The organism is Blastococcus sp. TF02A-26 (genome assembly GCF_003319125.1).
Taxonomy (GTDB): Bacteria; Actinomycetota; Actinomycetes; order Mycobacteriales; family Geodermatophilaceae; genus Trujillonella.
The window spans coordinates 79,552-102,674 of sequence record NZ_QOHG01000001.1 but is presented as its reverse complement, the minus strand read 5'-3'; the positions used below and the strand labels follow the sequence as shown (position 1 = coordinate 102,674).

The window sequence follows — 23,123 nt, the reverse complement described above, 5'->3', positions numbered from 1 at the left end:
GGGACGGGTTGACCCCGGTCATCGACACCTCGACCGCGCTGGTCGAGTACGCCGAGGCGCTCCGGAACGGCAGCGGCCCGGTCGCCGTCGACGCCGAGCGCGCCTCGGGCTACCGGTACGGCCAGCGCGCCTACCTCGTGCAGCTGCGCCGCGCCGGCGCCGGCACCGGCCTGCTGGACCCGATCCCGCTGCCGGACCTCTCGGTGGTCCAGGACGCGATCGTCGACGCCGAGTGGGTGCTGCACGCGGCCAACCAGGACCTCCCCTGCCTGGCCGAGATCGGCCTCGTGCCGCGCCGGCTCTTCGACACCGAGCTCGCCGCCCGCCTGGCCGGCCTGCCCCGGGTCGGGCTGGCCGCCGTCGTCGAGTCGCTGCTGGGCTACTCGCTGGTGAAGGGGCACTCCGCCGCGGACTGGAGCACCCGGCCGCTGCCCGAGGAGTGGCTGGTCTACGCCGCCCTCGACGTCGAGGTCCTCGTCGACCTGCGCGACGCGCTGGCCGCCCTGCTCGAGGAGCAGGGGAAGACGGAGTGGGCGCGGCAGGAGTTCGAGGCCATCCTGGCCGCCGGCCCGCCGGCTCCCAAGCCCGACCCGTGGCGCCGCACCTCCGGGGTGCAGGGCCTGCGCAACCGCCGCCAGCTGGGGATGCTGCGGTCGCTGTGGCAGGCGCGCGACGACCAGGCCCGCAAGCGCGACGTCGCCCCCGGCCGCGTGCTGCCCGACGCCGCGATGGTCTCGGCGGTCCAGGCCGATCCGCAGAGCGAGGGCGCACTGCTGGAGCTGCCGGTGTTCCGCGGCCGGGCGAACCGGCGGCTGGTGAGCACCTGGTTCGGCGCCCTGGCCCGGGGCCGGGCCCTCCCCGAGGACGAGCTCCCGCCGCACAGCCGCCCCGGCGACGGACCGCCCCCGGTCAACCGCTGGGCCGACCGCGACCCGGCCGCGGCGACCCGGCTGCAGGCTGCCCGCGCCGGGCTCGCCGAGCTGTCGGAGAAGCACTCCGTGCCGGTGGAGAACCTGCTCTCCCCCGACCTCGTGCGCCGGCTCATGTGGAGCCCGCCCGAGCAGCGCGACGCCGACGGGGTCGCCGCCGCGCTGCGGGCCGGCGGTGCGCGCGAGTGGCAGGTCGAGCTGGCCCGCGACGTGCTGACCGACGCGGTCACCCGCGCCTGAGCGGGCCCCCCGGGGTCAGAGCCGCTGGGCGAGCCGGTGGTAGGCGGCGCTCCAGCGCAGCTCCTTGGCCAGGCTGCGGCGGGTCGTGTCGGCGTCGATGAGCACGAGCTCGGTGGCGAACACCTCCGCCAGGTCGGTGAGCTCGTCGGCGCCGAGCTGGGTGGACAGCACGGTGTGGTGCGGCCCGCCCGCGGTCAGCCAGCCCTCGGTGGCGGTGGCGAAGTCCGGCCGGGGCTCCCAGACGGCACGGGCGACCGGCAGGTTGGGCAGCGGCGCGGACGGTGCGACGACGTCGATCTCGTTGGCGACCCAGCGGAACCGGTCGCCGAGGTCGCACCAGCCGACGACGACGCCCTCACCGGGGGCCGCGTCGAAGACGAGCCGGGCCGGGTCCTCGCGGCCGCCGATGGACAGCGGGTGGACCTCCACCCGCGGCCGCCCGTCGGCGATCGTCGGGCAGACCTCGAGCATGTGCGCCCCGAGGATCCGCGGGGTGCCGGTGAGGTCGTAGGTGTAGTCCTCCATGAAGGAGGTGCCGCCGGGCAGACCCCGGCCCGCGACCTTGAGCGTGTGCAACAGCACCGACGTCTTCCAGTCGCCCTCGCCGCCGAAGCCGTAGCCGTCGGCCATGAGCCGCTGCACGGCCAGGCCGGGGAGCTGGCGCAGGCCGCCGAGGTCCTCGAAGTTCGTGGTGAACGCGCCGAAGCCGCCCTCGGTGAGGAACCGCCGCAGCGCGACCTCGATGCGCGCCTGGTAGCGGACCGCCTCGTGCTTCGGGCCGCCGGGCCGGGCGTCGGGCTCGAACTCGTAGAGGTCGCCGTACTCGGCCACGAGGGCGTCGACGGCCGGCTCCTCCACCGCGTCCACCACGGCGACGAGGTCGTTGACGCCCCAGGTGTTCACCGAGACGCCGAACCGGATCTGCGCCTCGACCTTGTCGCCCTCGGTGACGGCGACCTCGCGCATGTTGTCGCCGAACCGGGCCAGCTTCAGGTCCCGCACCGCGGCGGCCGCGGCGGCCGAGCGCGCCCAGGAGCCGACCCGCGCCCGCACCCGCGGGTTCTCGACGTGGCCGGCCACCGTCGTGCGCGGCATCCGCAGCCGGGTGAGGACGAACCCGTACTCCCGGTCGCCGTGCGCGGCCTGGTTGAGGTTCATGAAGTCCATGTCGATCGTCGCCCACGGCAGGGCGGCGTCGGCCTGGGTGTGCAGGTGCAGCAGCGGCTTGCGCAGCGCGTCGAGCCCGACGATCCACATCTTCGCGGGGCTGAAGGTGTGCATCCAGGTGATGACGCCGAGGCAGGCCGGGTCCTCGTTGGCCTGGCCCATGACCCGGCGGATCGCGCCCGGGTCGGTGAGCACGGGCTTCCAGACGACGCGGACCGGCACCTCGCCCGCGCGGTCGAGGGCGTCGGCCACCCAGCGGGACTGGTCGGCGACCTGCTGCAGCGTCTCCTCCCCGTACAGCCCCTGGCTGCCGGTGAGGAACCAGATCTCGGTGCCCTCGAACGGGTCGGTGCTCACGGTCTCGCTCATCGTCGGGGCCCTCACTGTCCGTAGACGTTCTGGTAGCGGTTCCAGCAGGCGTCGACGTCCGCTGCCGCCATGGGGATCGGCTCGCCGAGCTGGCGGGCGAGGTGCACGGTCCGGGCGACGTCCTCGGTCATGACCGCCGCCTTGACCGCGGCGCGCGCCGACGGCCCGATGGTGAAGACGCCGTGGTTCTGCATGAGCACGGCCGGCGAGCGGGAGCCCGACAGGGTCGCGACGACGGCGCGGCCGATGGAGTCGTCGCCGATGAGCGCGAACTGCCCGACCGGGATGGGGCCGCCGAACTCGTCGGCCATCGCGGTCAGCACGCAGGGGATCTCCTCGCCCCGCGCGGCCCAGGCTGTGGCGTAGGGGCTGTGCGTGTGCACCTGCCCGTTCACCTCCGGCTTGTGGCGGTAGACGTAGGCGTGCGCGTCGGTGTCGCTGCTGGGCTTCATCAGCCCGTCGACCGGGTTGCCGTCCAGGTCGCAGACGGTGATGCCCTGCCAGGTCAGCTCGTCGTAGCTGACGCCGCTGCCCTTGATGACGAACAGGTCCTCGCCGGGCACGCGCTCGGACACGTTCCCCGACGTCCAGGTCACCAGCTCGCTGCGCACCAGCTCGGCGTGCAGGGCGGCGACCCGCTCCCGCTGTGCGCGGTGGGTCCCGCGCTCGGTCCGGGTGTGGGTGGCGGTCATACCGGCTGCTCCTCGGGACGTGCGGCGGGCGGGGGGACGACGGGACGGCGGGTGGTCAGCAGCGGGGGCTCACAGGCTCGTCACGGCGGCGCGCTCGACCGCGAGCCCGGCGACGTACCGCTGCACGAAGGCGTCGAACCCGGCGACGTCGTCCGGGTCCGGGTCGGTGGTGCGCAGCGCGGCGCCGGCGAAGACCTCGTCGTCCAGGTACTCGGCCAGGCTCTGCCCCGGCGGGCGACCGCCGCCGGCGGCGGCGAAGGCGGCCAGGACGGCGATCCCCCAGGCACCGCCCTCCGCGGCGACGTCCCCCACGGACACCGGCGTGTCGATGGCGGCGGCCAGGAAGCGCTCCGCCACGCCCTCCGTCCGGAAGAGACCGCCGTGGGCGAACATCCGGTCCAGCCGCACGCCCTCGGTCTTCTGCAGGACGTCCATGCCGATGCGCAGCGTGGCCAGCGACGCGAACAGGTGGGTCCGCATGAAGGTGGCGAGGTCGAACCTGCTCCCCGGCGACCGGACGAACAGCGGCCGCCCCTCCTCGAGGCCGGTGATCGGCTCGCCGGAGAGGTAGTTGTAGGCCAGCAGTCCCCCGCCGTCCGGAGCACCGTCGAGTGCGGCGCGGAACAGCACCTCGAAGACCGCCGACGGGTCCGCGGCCGCGCCCAGCGCGCCGGCGAACTCGGTGAACAGACCGACCCAGGCGTCGAGCTCGCTGGCCCCGTTGTTGCAGTGCACCATCGCCACCGGGTCGCCGGCCGGCGTGGTCACGAGGTCGATCTCGCGGTGCGTCCCGGTGAGGTCGCCCTCGAGCACGACCATGGCGAAGATGCTCGTCCCGGCGGAGACGTTGCCGGTGCGCGGGGCGACCGAGTTGGTGGCGACCATCCCCGTGCCTGCGTCCCCCTCGGGCGGGCAGAGCGGGGTCCCGGCGCGCAGCAGCCGGCCCGTCGGGTCGAGCAGCGCGACGCCCGCCGAGGTGAGCTCGCCGGCCGTCTCGCCCGCGACGGCGATCCGGGGCAGCAGGTCGGCCAGGCCGACCTCCACGCCGGCCTCGGCGGCCAGCCGGTCGAACCGGTCGAGCATCGGCGCCGACCAGGCGCCGGTCCCCGCCTCGATCGGGAACATGCCGCTGGCGTCACCGATGCCGAGGACCCTCTCGCCGGTGAGCTGCCAGTGCACGTAGCCGGCCAGCGTCGTCAGGTGCGCGAGCCGGCCGAGGTGCTCCTCGCCGTCGAGGACCGCCTGGTACAGGTGCGCGACGCTCCACCGGTGCGGGATGTTCACGCCGAACTCCGCGCTCAGCCGCTCGGCCGACGGGCCCGTGTCGGTGTTCCGCCAGGTGCGGAACGGCGTGAGCAGCGCTCCGTCGGCGTCGAAGGCCAGGTAGCCGTGCATCATCGCCGACACGCCGAGCGCGCCGACCCCGGCGAGCCGCACGCCGTGGCGCCGGTGCACGTCCTCGGCCAGCGCCGCGACGCTCTCCTGCAGCCCCGCCCAGACGGCCTCCAACGAGTACGTCCACCGCCGGTCGACGAACTGGTTCTCCCAGTCGGAGCTGCCGACCGCGAGCGGCGCGTGGCCCGGGCCGGTGAGGACGGCCTTGATCCGGGTCGAGCCCAGCTCGATCCCGAGCGCGGTCCGACCGGCAGCGATCGCCGCGGCGGCGTCGGTGGTCATCGCCCGTCCCCCTCTCCCCTGCCCTGGTGGATGTCGTGTCGGCGGTCACGGGCCGCTGGAGCACGCGGCGACCGCCGGGATGTTAACGCTAACAGTGGCCCGAGCCACTGCCCGGGATCAGGCCCGGGCGCCGGTCCGGACGGGCGCGAGCCCGGTGCTGGACCGGACCAGGAGCGCGGGCGGGACCGGCTCGGGGTGCAGCTCCTGGCCACGCAGCCGAGCGAGGACCGTCTCGACGGCCCGGCGCCCCAGCTCGGCGAAGTCCTGCCGGACCGTGGTCAACGGAGGGGTGAAGAACGGCGCCTCGGGCAGGTCGTCGAACCCCACCACGCTGATGTCCCGGGGCGCGTCCAGCCCCTCCTCGTGGAAGGCGGCGAGCAGGCCCAGGGCCATCTGGTCGTTGGCGAGGAACACCGCGGTGATCTCCTCACCTCCGCGCACACGAGCGGCCAGGTCGCGACCCACCGCGTACCCGGACGCCGGCGTCCAGTCCCCGGCGAGGTGCTGCGGGACGGGTGCGCCGGCCTCCCGCAGCTCCGCCTGCCAGCCGATGACGCGGTCGCGGGCCTCCTTCGAGTCCGGCGGACCGGTGACGTGGTGCACGGTCCGGTGCCCGAGGTCCAGCAGGTGGCGGGTGGCCAGCCGGGCCCCGGCGATCTGGTCGACACCGACCGCCGGGTCCTCCACCGCCCCGCCGCTCTGCACGGTCACCAGGGGCACCGTGGTCCGCACGTGGTGCAGCGCCTCGGCGGCGGCGTCGTACGTCGCCTGGGCCAGCACCGCGTCGACCCCCTGGCCGACGAGCCGGTCGACCGCCTGGCGCACCTCGTCCGCCGTCGCCTCGTCCAGGACGGTCACGCTGAGCGAGTAGCCGGCCGCACGGGCGGCCTGCTCCAGACCCACGAGGGTCTGCGCCGGCCCGTACTGGTTGATGCTGACGGTGACGAAGCCCAGCGTCCGCGTCGACCCGGTCACCAGCGCCCGGGCCGCCGTGTTCGGTCGGTACCCGAGCTCCCGGATCGCCTCCTCGACGCGCTCCCGGGTGGCGGGGGCGACGTTGGGGTGCCCGTTGACCACGCGCGACACGGTCTGGTGGGAGACCCCGGCCCGGGCGGCGACGTCGGACATGGCCAGTGCGCGGGGTGCCGTGTCCGGCTGCACGATCAGCTCCATCCACGTCGGTGCGACCGACGACCGGTCACGGTGCGGGTACTGGTGCGAGGTCGGGGTGGGGTGGCTCCGCTGCCGGGCCCGCGGAGCCACCCCGCGGCGTCAGCGGGAGGCCCCGGCGCGCCGCTTGTTGTACACGTCGAACGCGACGGCCAGGAGCAGGACCAGGCCCTTGACCACCGACTGGAGCGACTGGTCGACACCCATGAGCTGCATGCCGTTGCTCATCACGGCCATGATCAGACCGCCGACCATCGCGCCGACGACCGTGCCCACACCACCGGTCACGGCCGCGCCACCGATGAAGGCGGCCGCGATGGCGTCGAGCTCGAACATGTTGCCGGCGCTGGGCTGGGCACCGTTGGACCGGGCGGAGAAGACCACTCCGGCGATCGCGGCCAGGAAGCCCATGTTGACGAAGATCCAGAAGTTGACCGCCCGGACCTTCACCCCCGAGAGCGTCGCGGCCGCGAGGTTGCCGCCGATCGCGTACACCTGGCGGCCGAAGACGGTCCGCTTGGTGATCACGCCGTAGGCCAGGATCAGCACCGCCAGGATGATGAGCACGATCGGCAGGCCGCGGGCGTGGGCCAGCTGCCAGGCGAAGGCCATGACGACGGCGCCGACGGCCACGATCTTGGCGACGAACAGCGGGAAGGACTCGACCGGCTGCTGGTACTTGATCCGGGCCGTGCGGGTGCGCCAGTTGCTGACCGCGTAGCCGGCGACCGCGACCGCCCCGATCAGCAGGGTGAACGCGTCGTACCCGTTGCCACCCAGCAGTCCGTTGAGGAAGCCGCTGGCGATCTTCCCGTACTCGCGGGGGAACGGGGAGAGCGAGACGTTGTCCAGCACCTGCAGCGTCAGGCCGCGGAACAGCAGCATGCCGGCGAGCGTGACGATGAACGCCGGGATGCCGACGTAGGCCACCCAGAAGCCGTGCCAGGCACCGATCACCAGGCCCACGCCGATCGCGGCGAGGGCGCCGACCCACCAGGGCATCCCCTCGCGGATCACCAGCACCGCCGAGACGGCCCCGGTGAGCGCCACCACCGACCCCACCGACAGGTCGATGTGCCCGGCGATGATCACGATGACCATGCCGATGGCCAGGATCAGGATGTAGGAGTACTGCAGGACGATGTTGGTGACGTTGCCCGGCGACAGGGACGTCCCGTCGGTCAGGATCGCGAAGAGCGCGACGATGACGACGAACGCGACGTAGATGCCGCTCTGCCGCAGGTTGCTCGTGATGAGCGTGCGGACGTCGCTGGTCCCGGTACGCAGGGCGACGGCGGGGGCGACGTCCTTGGGCTCCGTCGCCGAGGTGGCCTCGGGCTCCGACGACGGGGGCACGGTCCTGGTCATGCCGCCTGCTCCTTCTCCTTGGTCATGAGCTCCATGAGGTTCTCCTGGGTGGCCTGCGCGACCGGGACCTCACCGGTGATCCGGCCCGCCGACAGGGTGTAGATGCGGTCGCAGATGCCGAGCAGCTCGGGCAGCTCGGAGGAGATGACGAGCACCGCCTTGCCGGCGGCGACCAGCCGGTTGACGATCGTGTAGATCTCGTACTTGGCGCCGACGTCGATGCCGCGCGTCGGCTCGTCGAGGATCAGCACCTCGGGATCGGTGTACAGCCACTTGGACAGCACGACCTTCTGCTGGTTGCCGCCCGAGAGCTTGCCGACGACCGAGGTGACGCTCGGCGCCTTGATGTTCATGTCGCGCCGGTAGCCCTCGGCGACCTTGACCTCCTCGTTGCCGTTGACGAAGCCCTTGCTCGCGAGCTTGCCCAGGGCGGCGGCGGAGACGTTGCGACGGATGTCCTCGATGAGGTTGAGGCCGTAGTGCTTGCGGTCCTCGGTTGCGTACGCGATGCCCGCCTCGATCGCCTCGGCGACGTTGCGGGGGCGGATCTCCCGCCCGTGCAGGAACATCCGGCCGCTGATGTTGCGGCCGTAGGCCCGCCCGAAGACGCTCATCGCCAGTTCGGTGCGGCCGGCACCCATGAGGCCGGCGATCCCGACGACCTCTCCCGCGCGCACGGTGAAGGCGGCCGAGTCGACGACCTTGCGGTCCTGCGTCGGGTGCCAGACGGTCCAGTCCTCGACGCGCAGGACCTCCTCGCCCGGGTGCGACTCCCGCTCGGGGTAGTAGCTCTCCAGGTCGCGGCCGACCATGCCGCGGATGATGCGCTCCTGGGTGACCTCGCCGGCGTGCAGGCTCAGAGTCTCGACCGTCCGGCCGTCCCGGATGACCGTGACGTTGTCGGAGATCGCGGTGATCTCGTTCAGCTTGTGCGAGATCATGATGCAGGTGATCCCGCGGTCGCGGAGCCGGCGCAGCAGGCCCAGCAGGTGGGCGGAGTCGGTGTCGTTCAGGGCCGCGGTGGGCTCGTCGAGGATCAGCAGGCGCACGTCCTTGGACAGCGCCTTGGCGATCTCGACCAGCTGCTGCTTGCCGACGCCCAGCTGTCCCACGGGGGTGACCGGGTTCTCGTCCAGGCCCACCGACCGCAGCAGCTCGCCGGCCTCGGCGTTGGCCCGGTTCCAGTCGATCAGTCCGCCGCGCCCGCGCCGCTCGTTGCCCAGGAAGATGTTCTCGGCGATCGAGAGGTACGGGACCAGGGCGAGCTCCTGGTGGATGATCACGATGCCGACGTGCTCGCTGTCACGGATGCCGTTGAAGGTGACCGGCCGGCCGTCGAAGAAGATCTCGCCGTCGTAGCTGCCGGTCGGGTAGACGCCGGAGAGGACCTTCATCAGGGTCGACTTGCCGGCGCCGTTCTCGCCGCAGATGGCGTGGATCTCGCCGCGCCGCACCGTCAGGTTGACGTCCTCCAGCGCCTTCACGCCGGGGAAGGTCTTGGTGATGGAGCGCATCTGCAGGATGTGGTCGTCCATGGGACCTCGGTGTCCTGTCGTCGGCGCGTCGGGGGCGCCGCATGGGGGTGGAGAGAGTGTGCGTCGCCCTGCGGTGACGCACCTCCGCGCGGAGGCGGAGGTGGAGCCGGCCGGGCCCGGCAGCCGTGCTACCGGACCCGGCCGGGGTCCTGTGGCGGAGGTCAGTCCGCCTGGCCGGCCTCGACCTCTTCGGCCGTCCAGTAGCCGGTGTCGATCAGCTCGGCCTGGATGTCGTCGGCGAAGACGGTCACCACCGGGAGCAGGTACGACGGGACGACCTTGACGCCGTTGTCGTACGTCTCGGTGTCGTTGGCCTCCGGCTCGTCGCCCTCGGCGAACGCCGAGGCGGCGATGACGGCCTGCTCGGCCAGCAGTCGGGTGTCCTTGAAGATGGTGGAGCTCTGGACACCGTCCTGGATCAGCTTCACCGAGGCGATCTCGGCGTCCTGACCGGTCACGATCGGCATCGGGTTGGCGGCGTCGATCGTCGGCCCGTAGCCGGCGTTCTCGAGCGCGGTGATGATGCCGCGGGAGAGGCCGTCGTAGGGCGAGAGGACGCCGTCGACCCGGGAGCCGTCGTTGTAGGTCGAGGTGAGCAGGTCCTCCATGCGGCGCTGGGCGGTCTCCTGCTGCCAGCGCAGGATCGCGGCCTGCTCGATGTCGGTCTGACCCGACTTGACGACCAGCGTGCCGTTGTCGATCAGCGGCTGCAGGACCGACATGGCGCCGTTGAAGAAGAAGAAGGCGTTGTTGTCGTCCAGCGAGCCGGCGAACAGCTCGATGTTGAACGGACCGGTCGCGGTGCCCGGCGAGCCGTCCTCGTTCTGCAGCCCGAGGCCACGCAGCAGCGCGGTGCCCTGCGCGACGCCGACCTCGAAGTTGTCGAACGTGACGTAGAAGTCGACGTTCTCGCTGTCGCGGATGAGCCGGTCGTACGAGATGACCGGGATGTCGTTGGCGGCCGCGTTCTCCAGCTGGCCGGCCAGCGCGGTTCCGTCGATCGCCGCGATGATCAGGATGTCGGCACCCTCGGTGATCATCTGGTCGATCTGCTGGGACTGGGTCGGGATGTCGTCGTTGGCGTACTGCAGGTCGACCTCGTAGCCCTCGGCCTCGAGCTGCTCCTGCACGTTCTCGCCGTCGGCGATCCACCGCTCCGAGGTCTGCGTCGGCATCGAGACGCCGATCGTGAGGTCGTCGGAGTCGCCGCTCCCCGCGCCTCCGCTGCCGCCCGCACCCTCGCCGCCACAGGCGGCCAGGGTCAGCGCCAGAGTGGCGCCCACTGCCGTGAAGCCGAGCCTTCTACCCACGTGATCTCCTCCTCGAGATGTCTGCCCGCTCGACCGGGCGCAGGCTCGTCATCGAACGAGCGGGGGCCAGTGTGAGCGCTAACACCCGGGACGCGTCAAGCCCTGGGACACATCCCGACGTCACGGTCTTGTAACGCCACGGACACCTCCGCGTCGGCGTGCGCGGCCGCCGGTGCACCGGCTCGCGCGGCGATCTCCCCCGGAGCGGGGACACCCGCCGGTCCGGCTCGACCTGTCGGTTACCGGCGGGTAACTTGAGCGGGCCCGCCCGGATCCCGGACGGGTTCCACATCGCTGCGGAGGTCCCATGTCCCGCTCCCTGCGCGAGGTCGTCTTCGTCGACGGCGTGCGCACCCCCTTCGGCAAGGCCGGCCCGAAGGGCATCTACGCCGAGACGCGCGCCGACGACCTCGTCGTCCGCGTGATCCGCGAGCTCCTGCGGCGCAACCCGGCGCTGCCGGCCGACCGCGTCGACGAGGTCGCCATCGCCGCGACCACCCAGACGGGCGACCAGGGGCTGACCCTGGGCCGCACCGCCGCACTGCTGGCCGGCCTGCCGAAGTCGGTGCCCGGCTACTCGATCGACCGCATGTGCGCCGGCGCGATGACCGCCGTGACCACCACCGCCAGCGGCATCGCCTTCGGCGCCTACGACGTCGCCATCGCCGGCGGTGTCGAGCACATGGGCCGCCACCCGATGGGCGAGGGCGTGGACCCCAACCCGCGGATCGTCAGCGAGAAGCTGGTCGACCCCTCCGCGCTGGTCATGGGCTCCACCGCCGAGAACCTGCACGACCGCTTCCCGCACCTGACCAAGGAGCGCGCCGACGCGTTCGCCCTGGCCAGCCAGCAGAAGTACGCCAAGGCCGTGGCCAACGGGCAGATCGGCCCGGAGCTGGTGCCGATGGCGACCCGCAGCCAGGAGAACGGCTGGGGTCTGGCGACCGTCGACGAGCCGCCGCGGCCCGGCACCACGCTGGAGCAGCTGGGCGGCCTGAAGACGCCGTTCCGCCCGCACGGCCACGTGACCGCCGGCAACGCCGCCGGTCTCAACGACGGCGCCACCGGCTGCCTGCTGGCCGCCGAGGACGTCGCCGAGGAGCTCGGGCTGAACGTCGGCATGCGGCTGGTCGGCTACGGCTTCGTCGGTGTCGAGCCCGAGGTCATGGGCATCGGCCCGGTCCCCTCGACCGAGCGCGCGCTGGCCCGTACCGGCCTCACCATCGACGACATCGGCCTGTTCGAGCTGAACGAGGCCTTCGCCATCCAGGTGCTCGCCTTCCTCGACCACTTCGGCATCGCCGACGACGACGAGCGGGTCAACCCGTGGGGCGGCGCGATCGCCGTCGGCCACCCGCTGGCCTCCTCCGGCGTCCGGCTCATGACGCAGCTGTCACGGCAGTTCGCCGAGCGCCCCGACGTCCGCTACGGCCTCACCGCCATGTGCGTCGGCCTCGGCATGGGCGCCACCGTGATCTGGGAGAACCCCACCTGGGAGGGCGCGAAGTGACCGCCGTGTCCGAGAACGAGGTCGTGACCGAGGCCAAGGTCCGGTTCCTGACCTACCCGGGGCTTGCCGGGGAGATCGCGCTGATCACCCTCGACAACGGCCACGACCACACCCGCCCCTCGACCTTCGGCCCGGGCGGGCTCGCCTCGCTCGACGCCGCCCTGGACGAGGTCGCGGCCCACACCCCGGCGCCGGCGGCCATCGCCGTCACCGGCAAGCCGTTCATCTTCGCCGTGGGCGCCGACCTCTCCGGCGTGCCCTCGGTGACCTCCGCCGAGCAGGCGCGGGAGATCGCCGAGACCGGCCACCGGGTGTTCCGGCGGCTCAAGGACTCGACGGTCCCGACCTTCGCCTTCGTCAACGGCGTCGCGCTGGGCGGTGGCCTGGAGCTGGCGCTGCACTGCCACTACCGGACGATCAGCGGCGGCGCGGCCGTCGCGTTCCCCGAGGCCTTCCTCGGGCTGGTCCCCGGCTGGGGAGGCACGCAGCTGCTGCCGAACCTCATCGGCATCGACCCGGCCGTCACGGTCATCGTCGAGAACGCGCTGGCGCAGAACAAGATGACCCCCGGCCCCAAGGCCGCGAAGCTGGGCATCGCCGACGCGCTGTTCGAGCCGGCCGACTTCCTCGAGCGCTCGCTGGAGTGGGCCGTCGGCGTGCTCGACGGCTCGGTGACGGTGTCCCGGCCCGAGGTCGACCGGTCGGCGTGGGACGCCGGGATCGAGCGGGCCCGGGCGATCGTGGCCGGCCGGACGCGGAACGCGTCCCCCGGCGCCGTCCGCTCGGTCGACCTGCTCGACCTGGCCCGCAACGGCGTCGACGGCGAGGCGTTCACCGCCGGCACCGCCGCCGAGGACGACGCGCTCACCGAGCTGCTGATGAGCGACCCGCTGCGGGCCTCCCTCTACTCGTTCGACCTGGTCAACAAGCGGGCGAAGCGGCCGGCCGGCGCGCCGGACAAGGCGCTGGCCCGCAAGGTCACCAAGGTCGGCGTCGTCGGCGCCGGGCTGATGGCCTCGCAGCTGGCGATGCTGTTCGTCCGCCAGCTCAAGGTGCCGGTCGTGCTCACCGACATCGACCAGGCCCGCGTCGACAAGGGCGTCGCCTACGTGCACGGCGAGCTGGACAAGCTGGCCCAGCGCGGCCGGCTCAACCAGGACAAGCTCAACCAGCTCAAGGGCCTGGTCACCGGCTCGCTGTCCAAGGACGTCTTCGCCGACGCCGACCTCGTCATCGAGGCCGTCTTCGAGGAGATGTCGGTCAAGCAGCAGGTGTTCGCCGAGCTCGAGGGGATCGTCTCCCCCGAGTGCGTGCTCGCCACCAACACCTCGGCGCTGTCGGTGACCGAGATGGCGTCGAAGCTCGAGCACCCGGAGCGGGTCGTCGGCCTGCACTTCTTCAACCCGGTCGCCGTCCTCCCGCTGCTGGAGGTCGTGCGGGCCGAGCAGACCGACGACGCGTCGCTGGCCACCGCCTTCGCCGTCGGCAGGTCCCTGAAGAAGTCCTGCGTGCTGGTCGCGGACGCGCCGGCGTTCGTCGTCAACCGGCTGCTCACCCGCTTCCTGGGTGAGGTCACCGCGTCGGTGGAGCAGGGCACCCCGGTGGCCGTCGCCGACCGTGCGCTCGACCCGCTGGGCCTGCCGATGACGCCGTTCGAGCTGCTCACGCTCGTCGGCCCCGCGGTGGCGCTGCACGTGGCCGAGCGCATGCACGAGGCGTTCCCCGACCGGTTCACCGTCGGTGAGGGCCTGCGGAAGATGGTCGAGCTGGGCAAGACCAGCGTCTACAGCGAGCCGGGCGTCGTCGACCCCGAGCTCGAGGGCATCGACGCCGGCGACTCCCCGCTCACCGAGGAGCAGGTGCGCGACCGGGCCGTCGAGGCCCTGGCGCAGGAGATCCGGCTGATGCTGGACGAGGGCGTCGTGCAGGCGGTGCAGGACATCGACCTGTGCATGATCCTCGGCGCCGGGTGGCCGTTCTGGCTGGGCGGCATCTCCGCCTACCTGGACCGGGCCGGTGTCTCGGAGAAGGTCACCGGATCGCGGTTCCTGCCACAGGGCGTGGCCTCGCTGCCCGCCTGACCCACCGCGAACCACGACGGCCCGGACCCCTCAGCGTCGAGGGGTCCGGGCCGTCGTCCGTCCGGCCGCTGCCCGACGGACGGACTCGACCCGATCGAGGGAGCGGGTCGGTCAAGGACGGCGCTCCCGAGGTCGACACCTGCGTCATGGAGAGGGAATTCGACCCCAGCGACTGGCTGCCGGCTCATCTCGGTGGCGACGCGGTGCCACCCGACGCGCAGAAGGCGCTCTTCGAGGCCTTGATCGAGGAATCGGACATCTTCTCGAAGACCCATGAGGTCCAGCAGCCCCGGGTGACGATCCCCGGGGTGCTGCACAGCCTCATGGCACGGGACCACTACTGGGTCGACACCAGCGATCCCGTCGGCTTCATCGGATTCGCCACCCTCGCCTCTGCAGCGTGGGTGGGGGCGTCGGGCTCAGTAACGGCCGGTGTTCCTGCGGGCCTCATCAGCGGAGCCGTGACCCAGCTGCAGCGATTCGTGCGGCTCACACCTGCCGAGAGAGACCTCGTGATCGCCTGGCGTTCCTACTGCGGACATGCCGACATCTACTCCACGACCATCGACGCCCAGCAGCTCGGGTCCCGACGGACGCTCACCGATCCACCCCTCGCCGACCTCCTCCACGATCTGAAGCGAAAGGGTGTCGTGGACGAGAAGCCGAGCGGGTGGATCGTCCTCCGCTGACCCTCGCCGCGGTACGCGACCACCGGACAGCCCGGCGGCCGGCTGACCGATGCTCCGTTCCGGCGGCGGGTTCCGGTCAGCGGAACTTGCGGGTGAGGCTCTCCATGTCGCGCTGCACCGAGGCGATCTTCACGTGCGACAGCCCGGTGCGGGCGCCGGCCAGCAGCATCGCCTCGTGGGTCGCGCGCAGGGTGTCCCAGACGGTGTCGGCCGGGCCCTCGAGGGTCGTGCCGAGCGCGCCCACCTCGTAGCGCAGGCCCGAGCTCGCGATCACCTCGATCGCGGCCTCGACGTGCTCGTGCGGGTTATCCGGAGAACCGGGCGGCGAGGGCGCCACCTGGATCTCGGCGATCACCCACTCACCGGTCGGCTCCGTCATGCCTGCGCGCCGTCCACCGGCTGGGCGACCCGGGCGTCGGTGCGGTCGGCGAGCACCGCGGCCCACTCCACGACCCGCCGGGCGACGTCCTGCTCGGTCAGCCCCGCGTCGGCCAGCACCTGCCCGCGGCTGCCGTGGTCGAAGAACCGCTGCGGCAGGCCCAGCGTCCGCACCGGGACGTCGCACTGCCGGTCCTGCAGGGCCTGGCTGAGCGTCGTGCCGACCCCGCCGGCCCGCCCGCCGTCCTCCAGCGTGACGACCAGGCGGTACCCGGCGGCCAGCGTCTGGAGCTCCTCGGAGACCGGGAGCACCCACCGCGGGTCCACGACGGTCACGTCCACGCCGTGGTCGGCGGCGCGCTCGGCGACGGCCAGGGCCATCGGCACCATCGACCCGACGGCGACCAGCAGCACGTCACGCCGCTCGCCGCGGCGCATCACGTCCACCGGCCCGCGGCGCTCCAGGGCCGGGAGGTCCGGGGGCAGCACGCCCTTGGGGAAGCGGACGACGGTCGGCCCGTCGGTCACCGCGACCGCCTCGCGCAGGGCCTCGCGCAGCGTCGCCTCGTCGCGCGGCGCCGCCAGCCGCAGCCCCGGCACGATCGACATCAGCGACATGTCCCACATGCCGTTGTGCGAGGCGCCGTCGTCGCCGGTCACCCCGGCCCGGTCCAGGACGACGGTGACCGGCTGGCCGTGCAGCGCGACGTCCATGAGCAGCTGGTCGAAGGCGCGGTTGAGGAAGGTCGAGTAGACCGCGACCACGGGGTGCAGGCCGGCCATCGCCATGCCCGCCGCCGAGGTGAGCGCGTGCTGCTCGGCGATGCCGACGTCGAAGGTCCGCTCGGGGAAGCGCTCGGCGAACGGCGCGAGCCCGGTCGGGTGCAGCATCGCGGCGGTGACGGCCACGACGTCGGGCCGCTCGCCACCGATCCGCACCAGCTCGTCGGCGAACGCGTCGGTCCAGGCCAGGCCGGTCTTGCGCACGGCCGCGCCGCTGTCGGGGTCGAAGATCCCGGTGGCGTGCCAGGCGTCGATCTGGTCGGTCTCGGCCGGCGCGTAGCCGTAGCCCTTGGTGGTGACGGCGTGCACGATCACCGGGCCGCCGAACGAGCGGGCCCGGCGCAGCGCCGACTCCATGACCTCGATGTCGTGCCCGTCGACCGGGCCGACGTACTTCAGGCCGAGGTCCTCGAACATGCCCTGCGGCGACAGGACGTCCTTGAGGCCCTTCTTGATCGCGTGCAGCGCGTCGTAGAGCGCCGAGCCGAGCACCGGCGCGCGGTGCAGCGCCTGACGGACCTGCAGGAGCGCCTGCTCGTAGCCCGGGCGCAGCCGCAGCGAGGCGAGCGCGTCGGCGACGCCGCCGATGGTCGGCGAGTACGAGCGGCCGTTGTCGTTGACGACGATGACGACCGACCGGTCCCGCGCGGACGCGATGTTGTTCAGCGCCTCCCAGGACATCCCGCCGGTGAGCGCGCCGTCCCCGACGACCGCGACCACGGGGCGCGCGTCGCCGCGGATGTCGAAGGCCTTGGCCAGCCCGTCGGCGTAGGACAGCGCCGTGGAGGCGTGGCTGTTCTCCACCCAGTCGTGCTCGGACTCGGACCGGCTCGGGTAGCCGGACAGGCCGCCGCGCTGGCGCAGCCGGTCGAACTCCTCGACCCGCCCGGTCAGCATCTTGTGCACGTAGGACTGGTGACCGGTGTCGAAGACGATCGGCTCGCGCGGGGAGTCGAAGACGCGGTGCAGGGCGATGGTCAGCTCGACCGCGCCGAGGTTCGGGCCCAGGTGGCCACCGGTGCGGGCCACGCTGGTGACCAGCGCGTCGCGGATCTCGGCGGCGAGCGCCGGGAGCTGGTCGGCGGGCAGGGCCCGGAGGTCGGCGGGACCGCGGAGCGAGCGCAGGAGCGACACGAGGTGGTCAGCGTCCTCTCTGTCGGCGGCAGGTGCAGGGCAACGTCAGGGCAACACAGCGGCCGCCGTCGTCCACTGTATCCGCGCTCGACCGGTACTTCCGGTCGAACGGAGGACTCGGATGCGCGTCACAGTGCCGCTCACAACCGGGGTACCCAGCGCTCGCCGCGCAGCGCGCCGGCCACGACCTCCACCCCGCGGGACGCCGCGGCCAGGCGGGCACCCTCCCGCTCGTAGGCGGTCATCGCCGCCTCCATGGCGTCCGGCGGCAGGTGGTCGGCGAGCTCGACGCGCACCGTCCGCCACCCGGCGCGGGCGGCCTCCAGGCCCGCCGCGACGTGGTCGCGCGCGAACCGGGCGAGCAGGACCGGGTACCGGCGCAGCACCTCGTGCGCGCGGTAGTCCGGCGGCACGAGGTCGAACAGCCAGGCGACCGCGGTCCGCTCCCAGTCGGGAGCGCCCGGCGGCCGCACGGCCTCGGGCCAGCCCGGCGGCGTCGCGTCCACCCCAGGATCGTGCCACACCGTCGAACGGGTGTTCGACCGGCGCGGCTACTCGACGGGGCGCTTCAACCAGAACTGCTCGAAGCCCCAGGTGCCCGCGCCGCTGGAGTGGTAGCTGACCAGCTCCCACCCCTCGGCGCCGAGGCGGTTGAGGACCGAGCTGGTGTCCCCTGCCTGACGTTCCAGCGTCCCGCCGGGGAGCTTGACGCTCACCCCTGCCCGCTGCGACTGAGCGTCGTTGGCCGTGATGACCGAGGCGTACTCCCAGGAGGTCACCCCACGACCGTAGCGGGACGCCGTCGCCGCCCGTCGGACCCCGGCTACCAGCCCTGGTCCATGCAGACCGACAGGGCGTCGAGCACGTGCGAGTTCAGGTACCGGGCCTTGCGGCCGTCGAGCAGGCGCTCGGCGTCGGACACGACCCGCTGCATGAACGGCTGCAGGTCCGCCGAGAGGGTGCCGCCCTCGGCCACCGGCCCCAGCTCCTCGACGACGTCCTCGAGGGCGGGGAGGTCCTCGTCGAGGTCGCTGTCCTGCTGGGTGAACAGGTAGTCGCAGGCGCGCGCGTCGGCGTCGGAGACGCTGGCGCACCCGGCCAGCAGCACCAGCCCCGCCACCAGCCCGGCGGTCGCGCGTCCCATCACGCCCTCATGATCGACGACGGCGCGGCGTCCGCGGCACCGGGCTCGCCGGGGACCAGCAGCGCCACGCACTCGACGTGCGCGGTCATCGGGAAGGCGTCGAAGCCCCGCAGCCCGGCCAGCCGCCAGCCGGCCCCGGCGAACGCGGCGACGTCGCGGGCCAGCGCGGCCGGGTCGCAGGCGACGTAGACGACGGCGCGGGCCCCGGAACCGGCCAGCACGCCGCTCACCGCCGCTCCCGCTCCGGCCCGGGGCGGGTCGAGCACGACCACCGAGGGCGCCCCGTCGAGCTCGCCGAGCAGCTCGGCGAGACCCTCGGCGTCCACCTCGCCCTGCCAGACCTCGGCCTGGGGCAGCCCGGCGAGGTTGGCCTCGGCGGCCGCGCAGGCGCCGGCATCGGCCTCGACGCAGACCACCCGGCCCGACGGGCCGACCGCGGGAGCAAGGGCGCCGCCGAACAGCCCGGCCCCGGCGTAGAGGTCGAGCACGGTCTCCCCCGGCGCGACGCCGGCGAACCCGGCGACCGCGGCCACCAGCGCGTCGGCGGCGGCCCGGTGGACCTGCCAGAAGCCGGTGCCCTCGACCTCCCAGTCGCGGCCGCCGGCGGAGCGGGCGGCGCGGGCCGACGGCTCCTCGGGGAGGTCGCCGCCGGGGCGGAGCACCCGCGAGGACGTCGGCGTCCCGCGCCGGTCCAGCCGGGTCGTGGTGACCGCGCCGGTCGAGTCGATCGCGACGTCGACCGCGCCGGCGCCCGGCCAGCGACGCCCCAGGACCACGGCGGCGGCCGGCTCCAGGGTGATCGGGCAGTCGTCGAGGGGGACGACGTCGTGCGACCGGTGCCGGCGCAGCCCCGGCGTCCCGGAGCGGTCCACGGCGAAGCGCGCCCGCGACCGCCAGCGCAGCGGCCCGCCCGGCAGCTCCTCCACCACCAGGTCCGCGACGACCGGGTCCTCCCCCAGCCCGGCCAGCCGGTCCAGCTGCTCGCGGACGACGGCGGCCTTGAGCCGGTGCTGGCCCGCGGGCGAGACGTGCTGCCAGTCGCAGCCGCCGCAGCGGCCGGGACCGCTGTACGGGCAGCGCCGCTCCACCCGGTCGTCGGAGGCCACCAGCACCTCGACCGCGTCGGCGCGGCAGTAACCGGGCTGCCGGTCCTCGGTCACCTCGACGACGACCCGCTCCCCCGGCAGCGCGTGGCGGACGAAGACGACCCGGCCCTCGTGCCGGGCGACGCAGTGCCCGCCGTGCGCCACCGGCCCGACCTCGACCTCGAAGCGCCGGCCGGTCCAGCCCAGGCCCCGATCGGGACGGGACGGACGACCGGCACGTGCCCGGCGGTCGGCTCCGGCCCGAGGCTCGCCCCGAGCCTGCGAGGGGTGAGGAGGCCGGGGCCCTTCCTCAGCCATAGGGGGTGGCGTCCGCGTCGGCGTCGGCGTCGCCGGTGATCCCCCGCCGGAGGTCGCCCGGGGCGGGACCGTTCCGGTGGTCGTCGTCCCGGCCGACCGAGCTCTCCAGCTGCCAGGGCACCGTGGTGATCATGACGCCGGGCTGGAACTGCAGGCGGGCGCGCAGCCGCAGGGCGCTCTGGTTGTGCAGCACGTTCTCCCACCAGTGGCCGACGACGTACTGGGGGACGAACACCACGACCAGCTCGCGCGGGCTCTTGCGGCGGATCGCCTTCACGTAGTCCACGACCGGCCGGGTGATCTCCCGGTACGGCGACTCCAGCACCGTCAGGGGCACCGGGATGTCGTAGCGCTCCCAGTCCGCCCGCAGCCCCCTCAGGTCGGCGTCGTCGACGTTGACGGTGAGCGCGGTCAGCGCGTCGGGGCGGGTGGCCCGCGCGAAGGCCAGCGCCCGCAGCGTCGGCTTGTGCACCTTGGAGACCAGCACGATCGCGTGCACCCGGCTGGGCAGCAGGCGGGAGTCCGTGTCGGGCACCAGCTGCTCGGACACGTGCGAGTAGTGCCGGTTGATCGCCCGCATGAGCACGAAGAGGATCGGCATCGCCACGAGCACCAGCCAGGCGCCGTGGGTGAACTTGGTGATCACGATGATCACGAGGACGACGGTGGTCAGGCTGCCGCCGACGGCGTTGATGATCTGCGAGCGGCGCATCCGCCGGCGCGCGGCCGGGTCCGGCTCCAGGCCCATCTCGCGGTTCCAGTGCCGCACCATGCCCCACTGGCCGATCGTGAAGCTGGTGAAGACGCCGATGATGTAGAGCTGGATCAGCCGGGTGACGTCGGCGTCGAACGCGACGATCAGCAGCACCGCGAAGCCGGCCAGCAGCAGGATGCCGTTGCTGAAGACCAGCTTGTCGCCGCGGGTGTGCAGCTGGCGCGGCAGGAACCGGTCCTGGGCGAGCACCGAGCCCAGCAGCGGGAAGCCGTTGAACGCGGTGTTCGCCGCCAGGATCAGCACCAGCGCGGTGGCCGCCTGGATGAAGAAGAAGCCCACCGAGCTGTCGCCGCCGAACGTGGCCGCGGCGATCTGCGCGATGACCGTGCGCTGCGGCTCGGTCTCGCAGTTGGCGAAGCCCTCCAGGTCGCACGGGTGCTCGACGTACTTGACGTCGGCCAGCAGGGCCAGCGCGGTGACCCCGGCGAACATGGTGGCGGCGATCCCGCCCATGAGCGCGAGCGTGGTCGCGGCGTTGCGGCTCTTCGGCGGCTTGAAGGCGGGGACGCCGTTGGCGATGGCCTCCACCCCGGTGAGGGCGGTGCACCCGGAGGCGAACGCCCGCAGCGCGAAGAACAGCAGCGCGAGCCCGCCGAGCTGGTCGTAGGCGGGCTCGGGGGTGACGGTGTACTGCGCCGTCTCGGCGACCAGGCCGCCGTCGGTCGCGAACCAGCGGATCAGACCGGTGACGATCATGACCGCGATGCCGCTGATGAACAGGTACGTCGGCACGGCGAACGCCCGGCCCGACTCCCGCAGGCCGCGCAGGTTCGCCGCGGCCAGCAGCGCCACCAGGCCGACGGCGATGAGCACGCGGTGCTCGTCGAGCGTCGGGAACGCCGAGATGATGTTGTCGGTCCCCGCGGACACGGAGACGGCGACGGTGAGCACGTAGTCCACGAGCAGGGCGCTGGCCACCGTGAGCCCGGCGAACTGCCCGTGGTTCTTCATCGCGACCTCGTAGTCGCCGCCGCCCGAGGGGTAGGCGCGGACCACCTGCCGGTAGCTGAGGACCACGGTGACGAGCAGGACGACGACCCCGGCGGCCAGCCAGGGGGCCAGGTAGAGGAACGCCGTCCCGGCCAGCGTCAGGACGATCAGGATCTCCTGCGTGGCGTAGGCCACCGAGGAGAGCGGGTCGCTGGCGAAGATGGGCAGCGCGTAGCGCTTGGGCAGCAGGGACTCACCCAACCGGTCGCTGCGGACCGGACGCCCCAGGACGAGCCGTTTCGGGAGTTGTCCGAGGTCGGACAGCGATGGCACGGCGGCGATGGTACGGACGCGGGGGCCGGGCGCGCCGCGTCCGCGCCGCAGACCGCCCGTGAGAGGGACCTCCTCCCGCGGCGCCACCCCGCGGCCCGGAGCGGGTGTAGCTTCGCGCGCGGTGCGGACGGCCGTCGTCCGCGCCCACCCGGTCTCGAGGAGCGACACGTGCACGTGGTCGTCATGGGCTGCGGCCGCGTCGGCTCGGCCATCGCGCGGCGGCTGGAGGAGGTCGGCCACAGCGTCGCGGTCATCGACCAGGACCCCGAGGCCTTCCGCCGGCTCGGCCCCGACTTCGGCGGTCGCCAGGTGACCGGGCTCGGGTTCGACCGGCAGACGCTGCTCGACGCCGGCATCGACTCCGCCGGCGCCTTCGCCGCGGTCAGCAGCGGGGACAACTCGAACATCATCAGCGCCCGCGTGGCCCGCGAGACGTTCGGCGTCCAGCACGTGGTGGCCCGCATCTACGACTCCAAGCGGGCCGAGGTCTACGAGCGCATGGGCATCCCCAGCGTGGCCACCGTGCCGTGGACGGTGAACCGCCTGCTGCGCGAGCTGCTCTCGGTGAAGGTCAACGAGCTGTGGCGCGAGCCCACCGGCCAGGTGCTCATGCTGCGGGTCACCGTGACCGAGGTCTGGGTGGGCCACCGGCTCGCCGAGCTCGAGAAGGCCTCCGGCGCACGGGCGGCCTGGCTGGTCCGCTTCGGCGAGGCCCAGCTGGCCACGCACACGACCGTGCTGCAGGACGGCGACCAGATCGTCCTGGCCGCGACCGACGCGATCACGGCGCGGGTGCACGAGGTCGTCGAGCGCGGCCCCGAGGGAGGGCAGGCCTGATGCGCGTCGCCATCGTGGGCGCCGGCGCGGTCGGCCGCTCGATCGCCACCGAGCTGCTCAGCAACGGGCACAGCGTGATGCTCATCGAGAAGGACCCCAAGAAGGTCCGCACGCGGGCGGTCCCGGGCGCCGAGTGGGTGCAGGCCGACGCCTGCGAGGTCAGCTCCCTCGAGGAGGCGCAGCTGGCCACCTGCGACGTCGTCGTCGCCGCCACCGGTGACGACAAGGCCAACCTGGTCGTCTCGCTGCTGGCCAAGACCGAGTTCGCGGTCAACCGCGTGGTGGCCCGCGTCAAGGACCCCCGCAACGAGTGGCTCTACACCGAGTCCTGGGGCGTCGACGTCGCGGTCTCCACCCCGCGGGTGCTCGCGGCGCTGGTCGAGGAGGCGGTGACCGTCGGCGACGTCGTCCGGCTCATGACCTTCCGCAAGGGCGCGGCCAACCTGGTCGAGATCACGCTGGCCGAGGACACCCCCTGGGTGGGCAAGGCGCTGCGCGAGGTGCCGCTGCCCCGGGAGACCGTGCTGACCGCGATCCTGCGCGGGGACCGGGTGATCACACCCAGCCCGGACGAGCCGCTCGAGGCCGGCGACGAACTGCTGTTCGTGACCCACGAGGACGTCGAGGAGCAGCTGCAGGAGGTCCTCTCCGCCGCTCCGCGGTCCTGAG

General features: G+C 73.1%; 20 protein-coding genes. 6 read left to right on the top strand and 14 right to left on the bottom strand.

The features are described 5' to 3' along the window. Window positions 1-8: 8 nt before the first annotated feature. The gene (locus DQ240_RS00540) at window positions 9-1,169 is read left to right on the top strand and encodes a ribonuclease D (RefSeq protein WP_233498378.1); all 1,161 of its coding nucleotides are present in this window, start codon (window positions 9-11) and stop codon (window positions 1,167-1,169) included. A gap of 15 nt (window positions 1,170-1,184) precedes the next feature. Here the strand turns inward: DQ240_RS00540 and araA are convergent, their stop codons facing one another. From araA to chvE, 7 genes are all read right to left on the bottom strand, one after another. Then, window positions 1,185-2,705: an L-arabinose isomerase gene (gene araA / locus DQ240_RS00535; RefSeq protein WP_113837691.1), complete on the bottom strand. Its 1,521-nt coding sequence runs from the start codon at window positions 2,703-2,705 to the stop codon at window positions 1,185-1,187. Window positions 2,706-2,716: 11 nt separating this feature from the next. After that, window positions 2,717-3,397 carry an L-ribulose-5-phosphate 4-epimerase gene (locus DQ240_RS00530; protein WP_113837690.1) on the bottom strand — a complete coding sequence of 227 codons (681 nt, stop codon included), beginning with the start codon at window positions 3,395-3,397 and terminating at the stop codon, window positions 2,717-2,719. A 69-nt stretch (window positions 3,398-3,466) separates the two neighbouring features. Next, a complete protein-coding gene (locus DQ240_RS00525) occupies window positions 3,467-5,074 on the bottom strand; it encodes a xylulokinase (protein ID WP_113837689.1) in 1,608 nt (535 codons plus the stop codon). 117 nt (window positions 5,075-5,191) lie between these two features. Beyond that, window positions 5,192-6,235, bottom strand: a complete 1,044-nt coding sequence (locus DQ240_RS00520) for a LacI family DNA-binding transcriptional regulator (RefSeq protein WP_113837961.1) — start codon at window positions 6,233-6,235, stop codon at window positions 5,192-5,194. Between the two features lie 111 nt (window positions 6,236-6,346). Continuing rightward, window positions 6,347-7,612: a multiple monosaccharide ABC transporter permease gene (gene mmsB, locus DQ240_RS00515; protein ID WP_113837688.1), complete on the bottom strand. Its 1,266-nt coding sequence runs from the start codon at window positions 7,610-7,612 to the stop codon at window positions 6,347-6,349. Further along, the gene (gene mmsA / locus DQ240_RS00510) at window positions 7,609-9,147 is read right to left on the bottom strand and encodes a multiple monosaccharide ABC transporter ATP-binding protein (protein WP_113837687.1); all 1,539 of its coding nucleotides are present in this window, start codon (window positions 9,145-9,147) and stop codon (window positions 7,609-7,611) included. Before mmsA ends, mmsB begins: the two co-directional genes overlap by 4 nt. 161 nt (window positions 9,148-9,308) lie before the next feature. After that, on the bottom strand, window positions 9,309-10,457 hold the full coding sequence (chvE, locus tag DQ240_RS00505) for a multiple monosaccharide ABC transporter substrate-binding protein (protein WP_113837686.1): 1,149 nt from the start codon (window positions 10,455-10,457) through the stop codon (window positions 9,309-9,311). 307 nt (window positions 10,458-10,764) lie between these two features. Between chvE and DQ240_RS00500 the strand changes: the two genes are divergently transcribed. From DQ240_RS00500 to DQ240_RS00490, 3 genes are all read left to right on the top strand, one after another. Beyond that, entirely contained in the window at window positions 10,765-11,967 is a 1,203-nt protein-coding gene (locus DQ240_RS00500; protein WP_199588953.1) for a thiolase family protein, read from the top strand. A 5-nt stretch (window positions 11,968-11,972) separates the two neighbouring features. Next, window positions 11,973-14,048: a 3-hydroxyacyl-CoA dehydrogenase NAD-binding domain-containing protein gene (locus DQ240_RS00495; RefSeq protein ID WP_233498377.1), complete on the top strand. Its 2,076-nt coding sequence runs from the start codon at window positions 11,973-11,975 to the stop codon at window positions 14,046-14,048. Between the two features lie 146 nt (window positions 14,049-14,194). After that, complete coding sequence (locus DQ240_RS00490) at window positions 14,195-14,737, top strand: hypothetical protein (protein WP_113837684.1); 543 nt, start codon at window positions 14,195-14,197, stop codon at window positions 14,735-14,737. 76 nt (window positions 14,738-14,813) lie between these two features. Here DQ240_RS00490 and DQ240_RS00485 read toward each other — a convergent pair whose 3' ends face one another. The 7 genes from DQ240_RS00485 to DQ240_RS00455 all read right to left on the bottom strand — a co-directional run bounded on the left by DQ240_RS00485 (window position 14,814) and on the right by DQ240_RS00455 (window position 21,617). Next, a complete protein-coding gene (locus DQ240_RS00485) occupies window positions 14,814-15,116 on the bottom strand; it encodes a thiamine-binding protein (RefSeq protein ID WP_113837683.1) in 303 nt (100 codons plus the stop codon). Next, entirely contained in the window at window positions 15,113-17,032 is a 1,920-nt protein-coding gene (gene dxs, locus DQ240_RS00480) for a 1-deoxy-D-xylulose-5-phosphate synthase (protein WP_113837682.1), read from the bottom strand. The genes DQ240_RS00485 and dxs overlap by 4 nt, the downstream gene beginning before the upstream one ends. Before the next feature lie 140 nt (window positions 17,033-17,172). Continuing rightward, on the bottom strand, window positions 17,173-17,538 hold the full coding sequence (locus DQ240_RS00475) for a hypothetical protein (RefSeq protein ID WP_113837681.1): 366 nt from the start codon (window positions 17,536-17,538) through the stop codon (window positions 17,173-17,175). A 45-nt stretch (window positions 17,539-17,583) separates the two neighbouring features. Then, window positions 17,584-17,811, bottom strand: coding sequence for a DUF4177 domain-containing protein (locus DQ240_RS00470; protein ID WP_113837959.1), 228 nt, complete (start codon window positions 17,809-17,811; stop codon window positions 17,584-17,586). A 44-nt stretch (window positions 17,812-17,855) separates the two neighbouring features. Further along, entirely contained in the window at window positions 17,856-18,176 is a 321-nt protein-coding gene (locus DQ240_RS00465) for a hypothetical protein (protein WP_113837680.1), read from the bottom strand. Beyond that, a complete protein-coding gene (locus DQ240_RS00460; protein ID WP_113837679.1) occupies window positions 18,176-19,579 on the bottom strand; it encodes a class I SAM-dependent RNA methyltransferase in 1,404 nt (467 codons plus the stop codon). Before DQ240_RS00460 ends, DQ240_RS00465 begins: the two co-directional genes overlap by 1 nt. Next, window positions 19,572-21,617, bottom strand: a complete 2,046-nt coding sequence (locus DQ240_RS00455; RefSeq protein WP_113837958.1) for an APC family permease — start codon at window positions 21,615-21,617, stop codon at window positions 19,572-19,574. Before DQ240_RS00455 ends, DQ240_RS00460 begins: the two co-directional genes overlap by 8 nt. 168 nt (window positions 21,618-21,785) lie before the next feature. Between DQ240_RS00455 and DQ240_RS00450 the strand changes: the two genes are divergently transcribed. Beyond that, the gene (locus DQ240_RS00450; RefSeq protein WP_113837678.1) at window positions 21,786-22,454 is read left to right on the top strand and encodes a TrkA family potassium uptake protein; all 669 of its coding nucleotides are present in this window, start codon (window positions 21,786-21,788) and stop codon (window positions 22,452-22,454) included. Further along, window positions 22,454-23,122, top strand: a complete 669-nt coding sequence (locus DQ240_RS00445) for a TrkA family potassium uptake protein (RefSeq protein WP_113837677.1) — start codon at window positions 22,454-22,456, stop codon at window positions 23,120-23,122. Before DQ240_RS00450 ends, DQ240_RS00445 begins: the two co-directional genes overlap by 1 nt. The last annotated feature ends 1 nt before the right edge of the window (window position 23,123 follow it).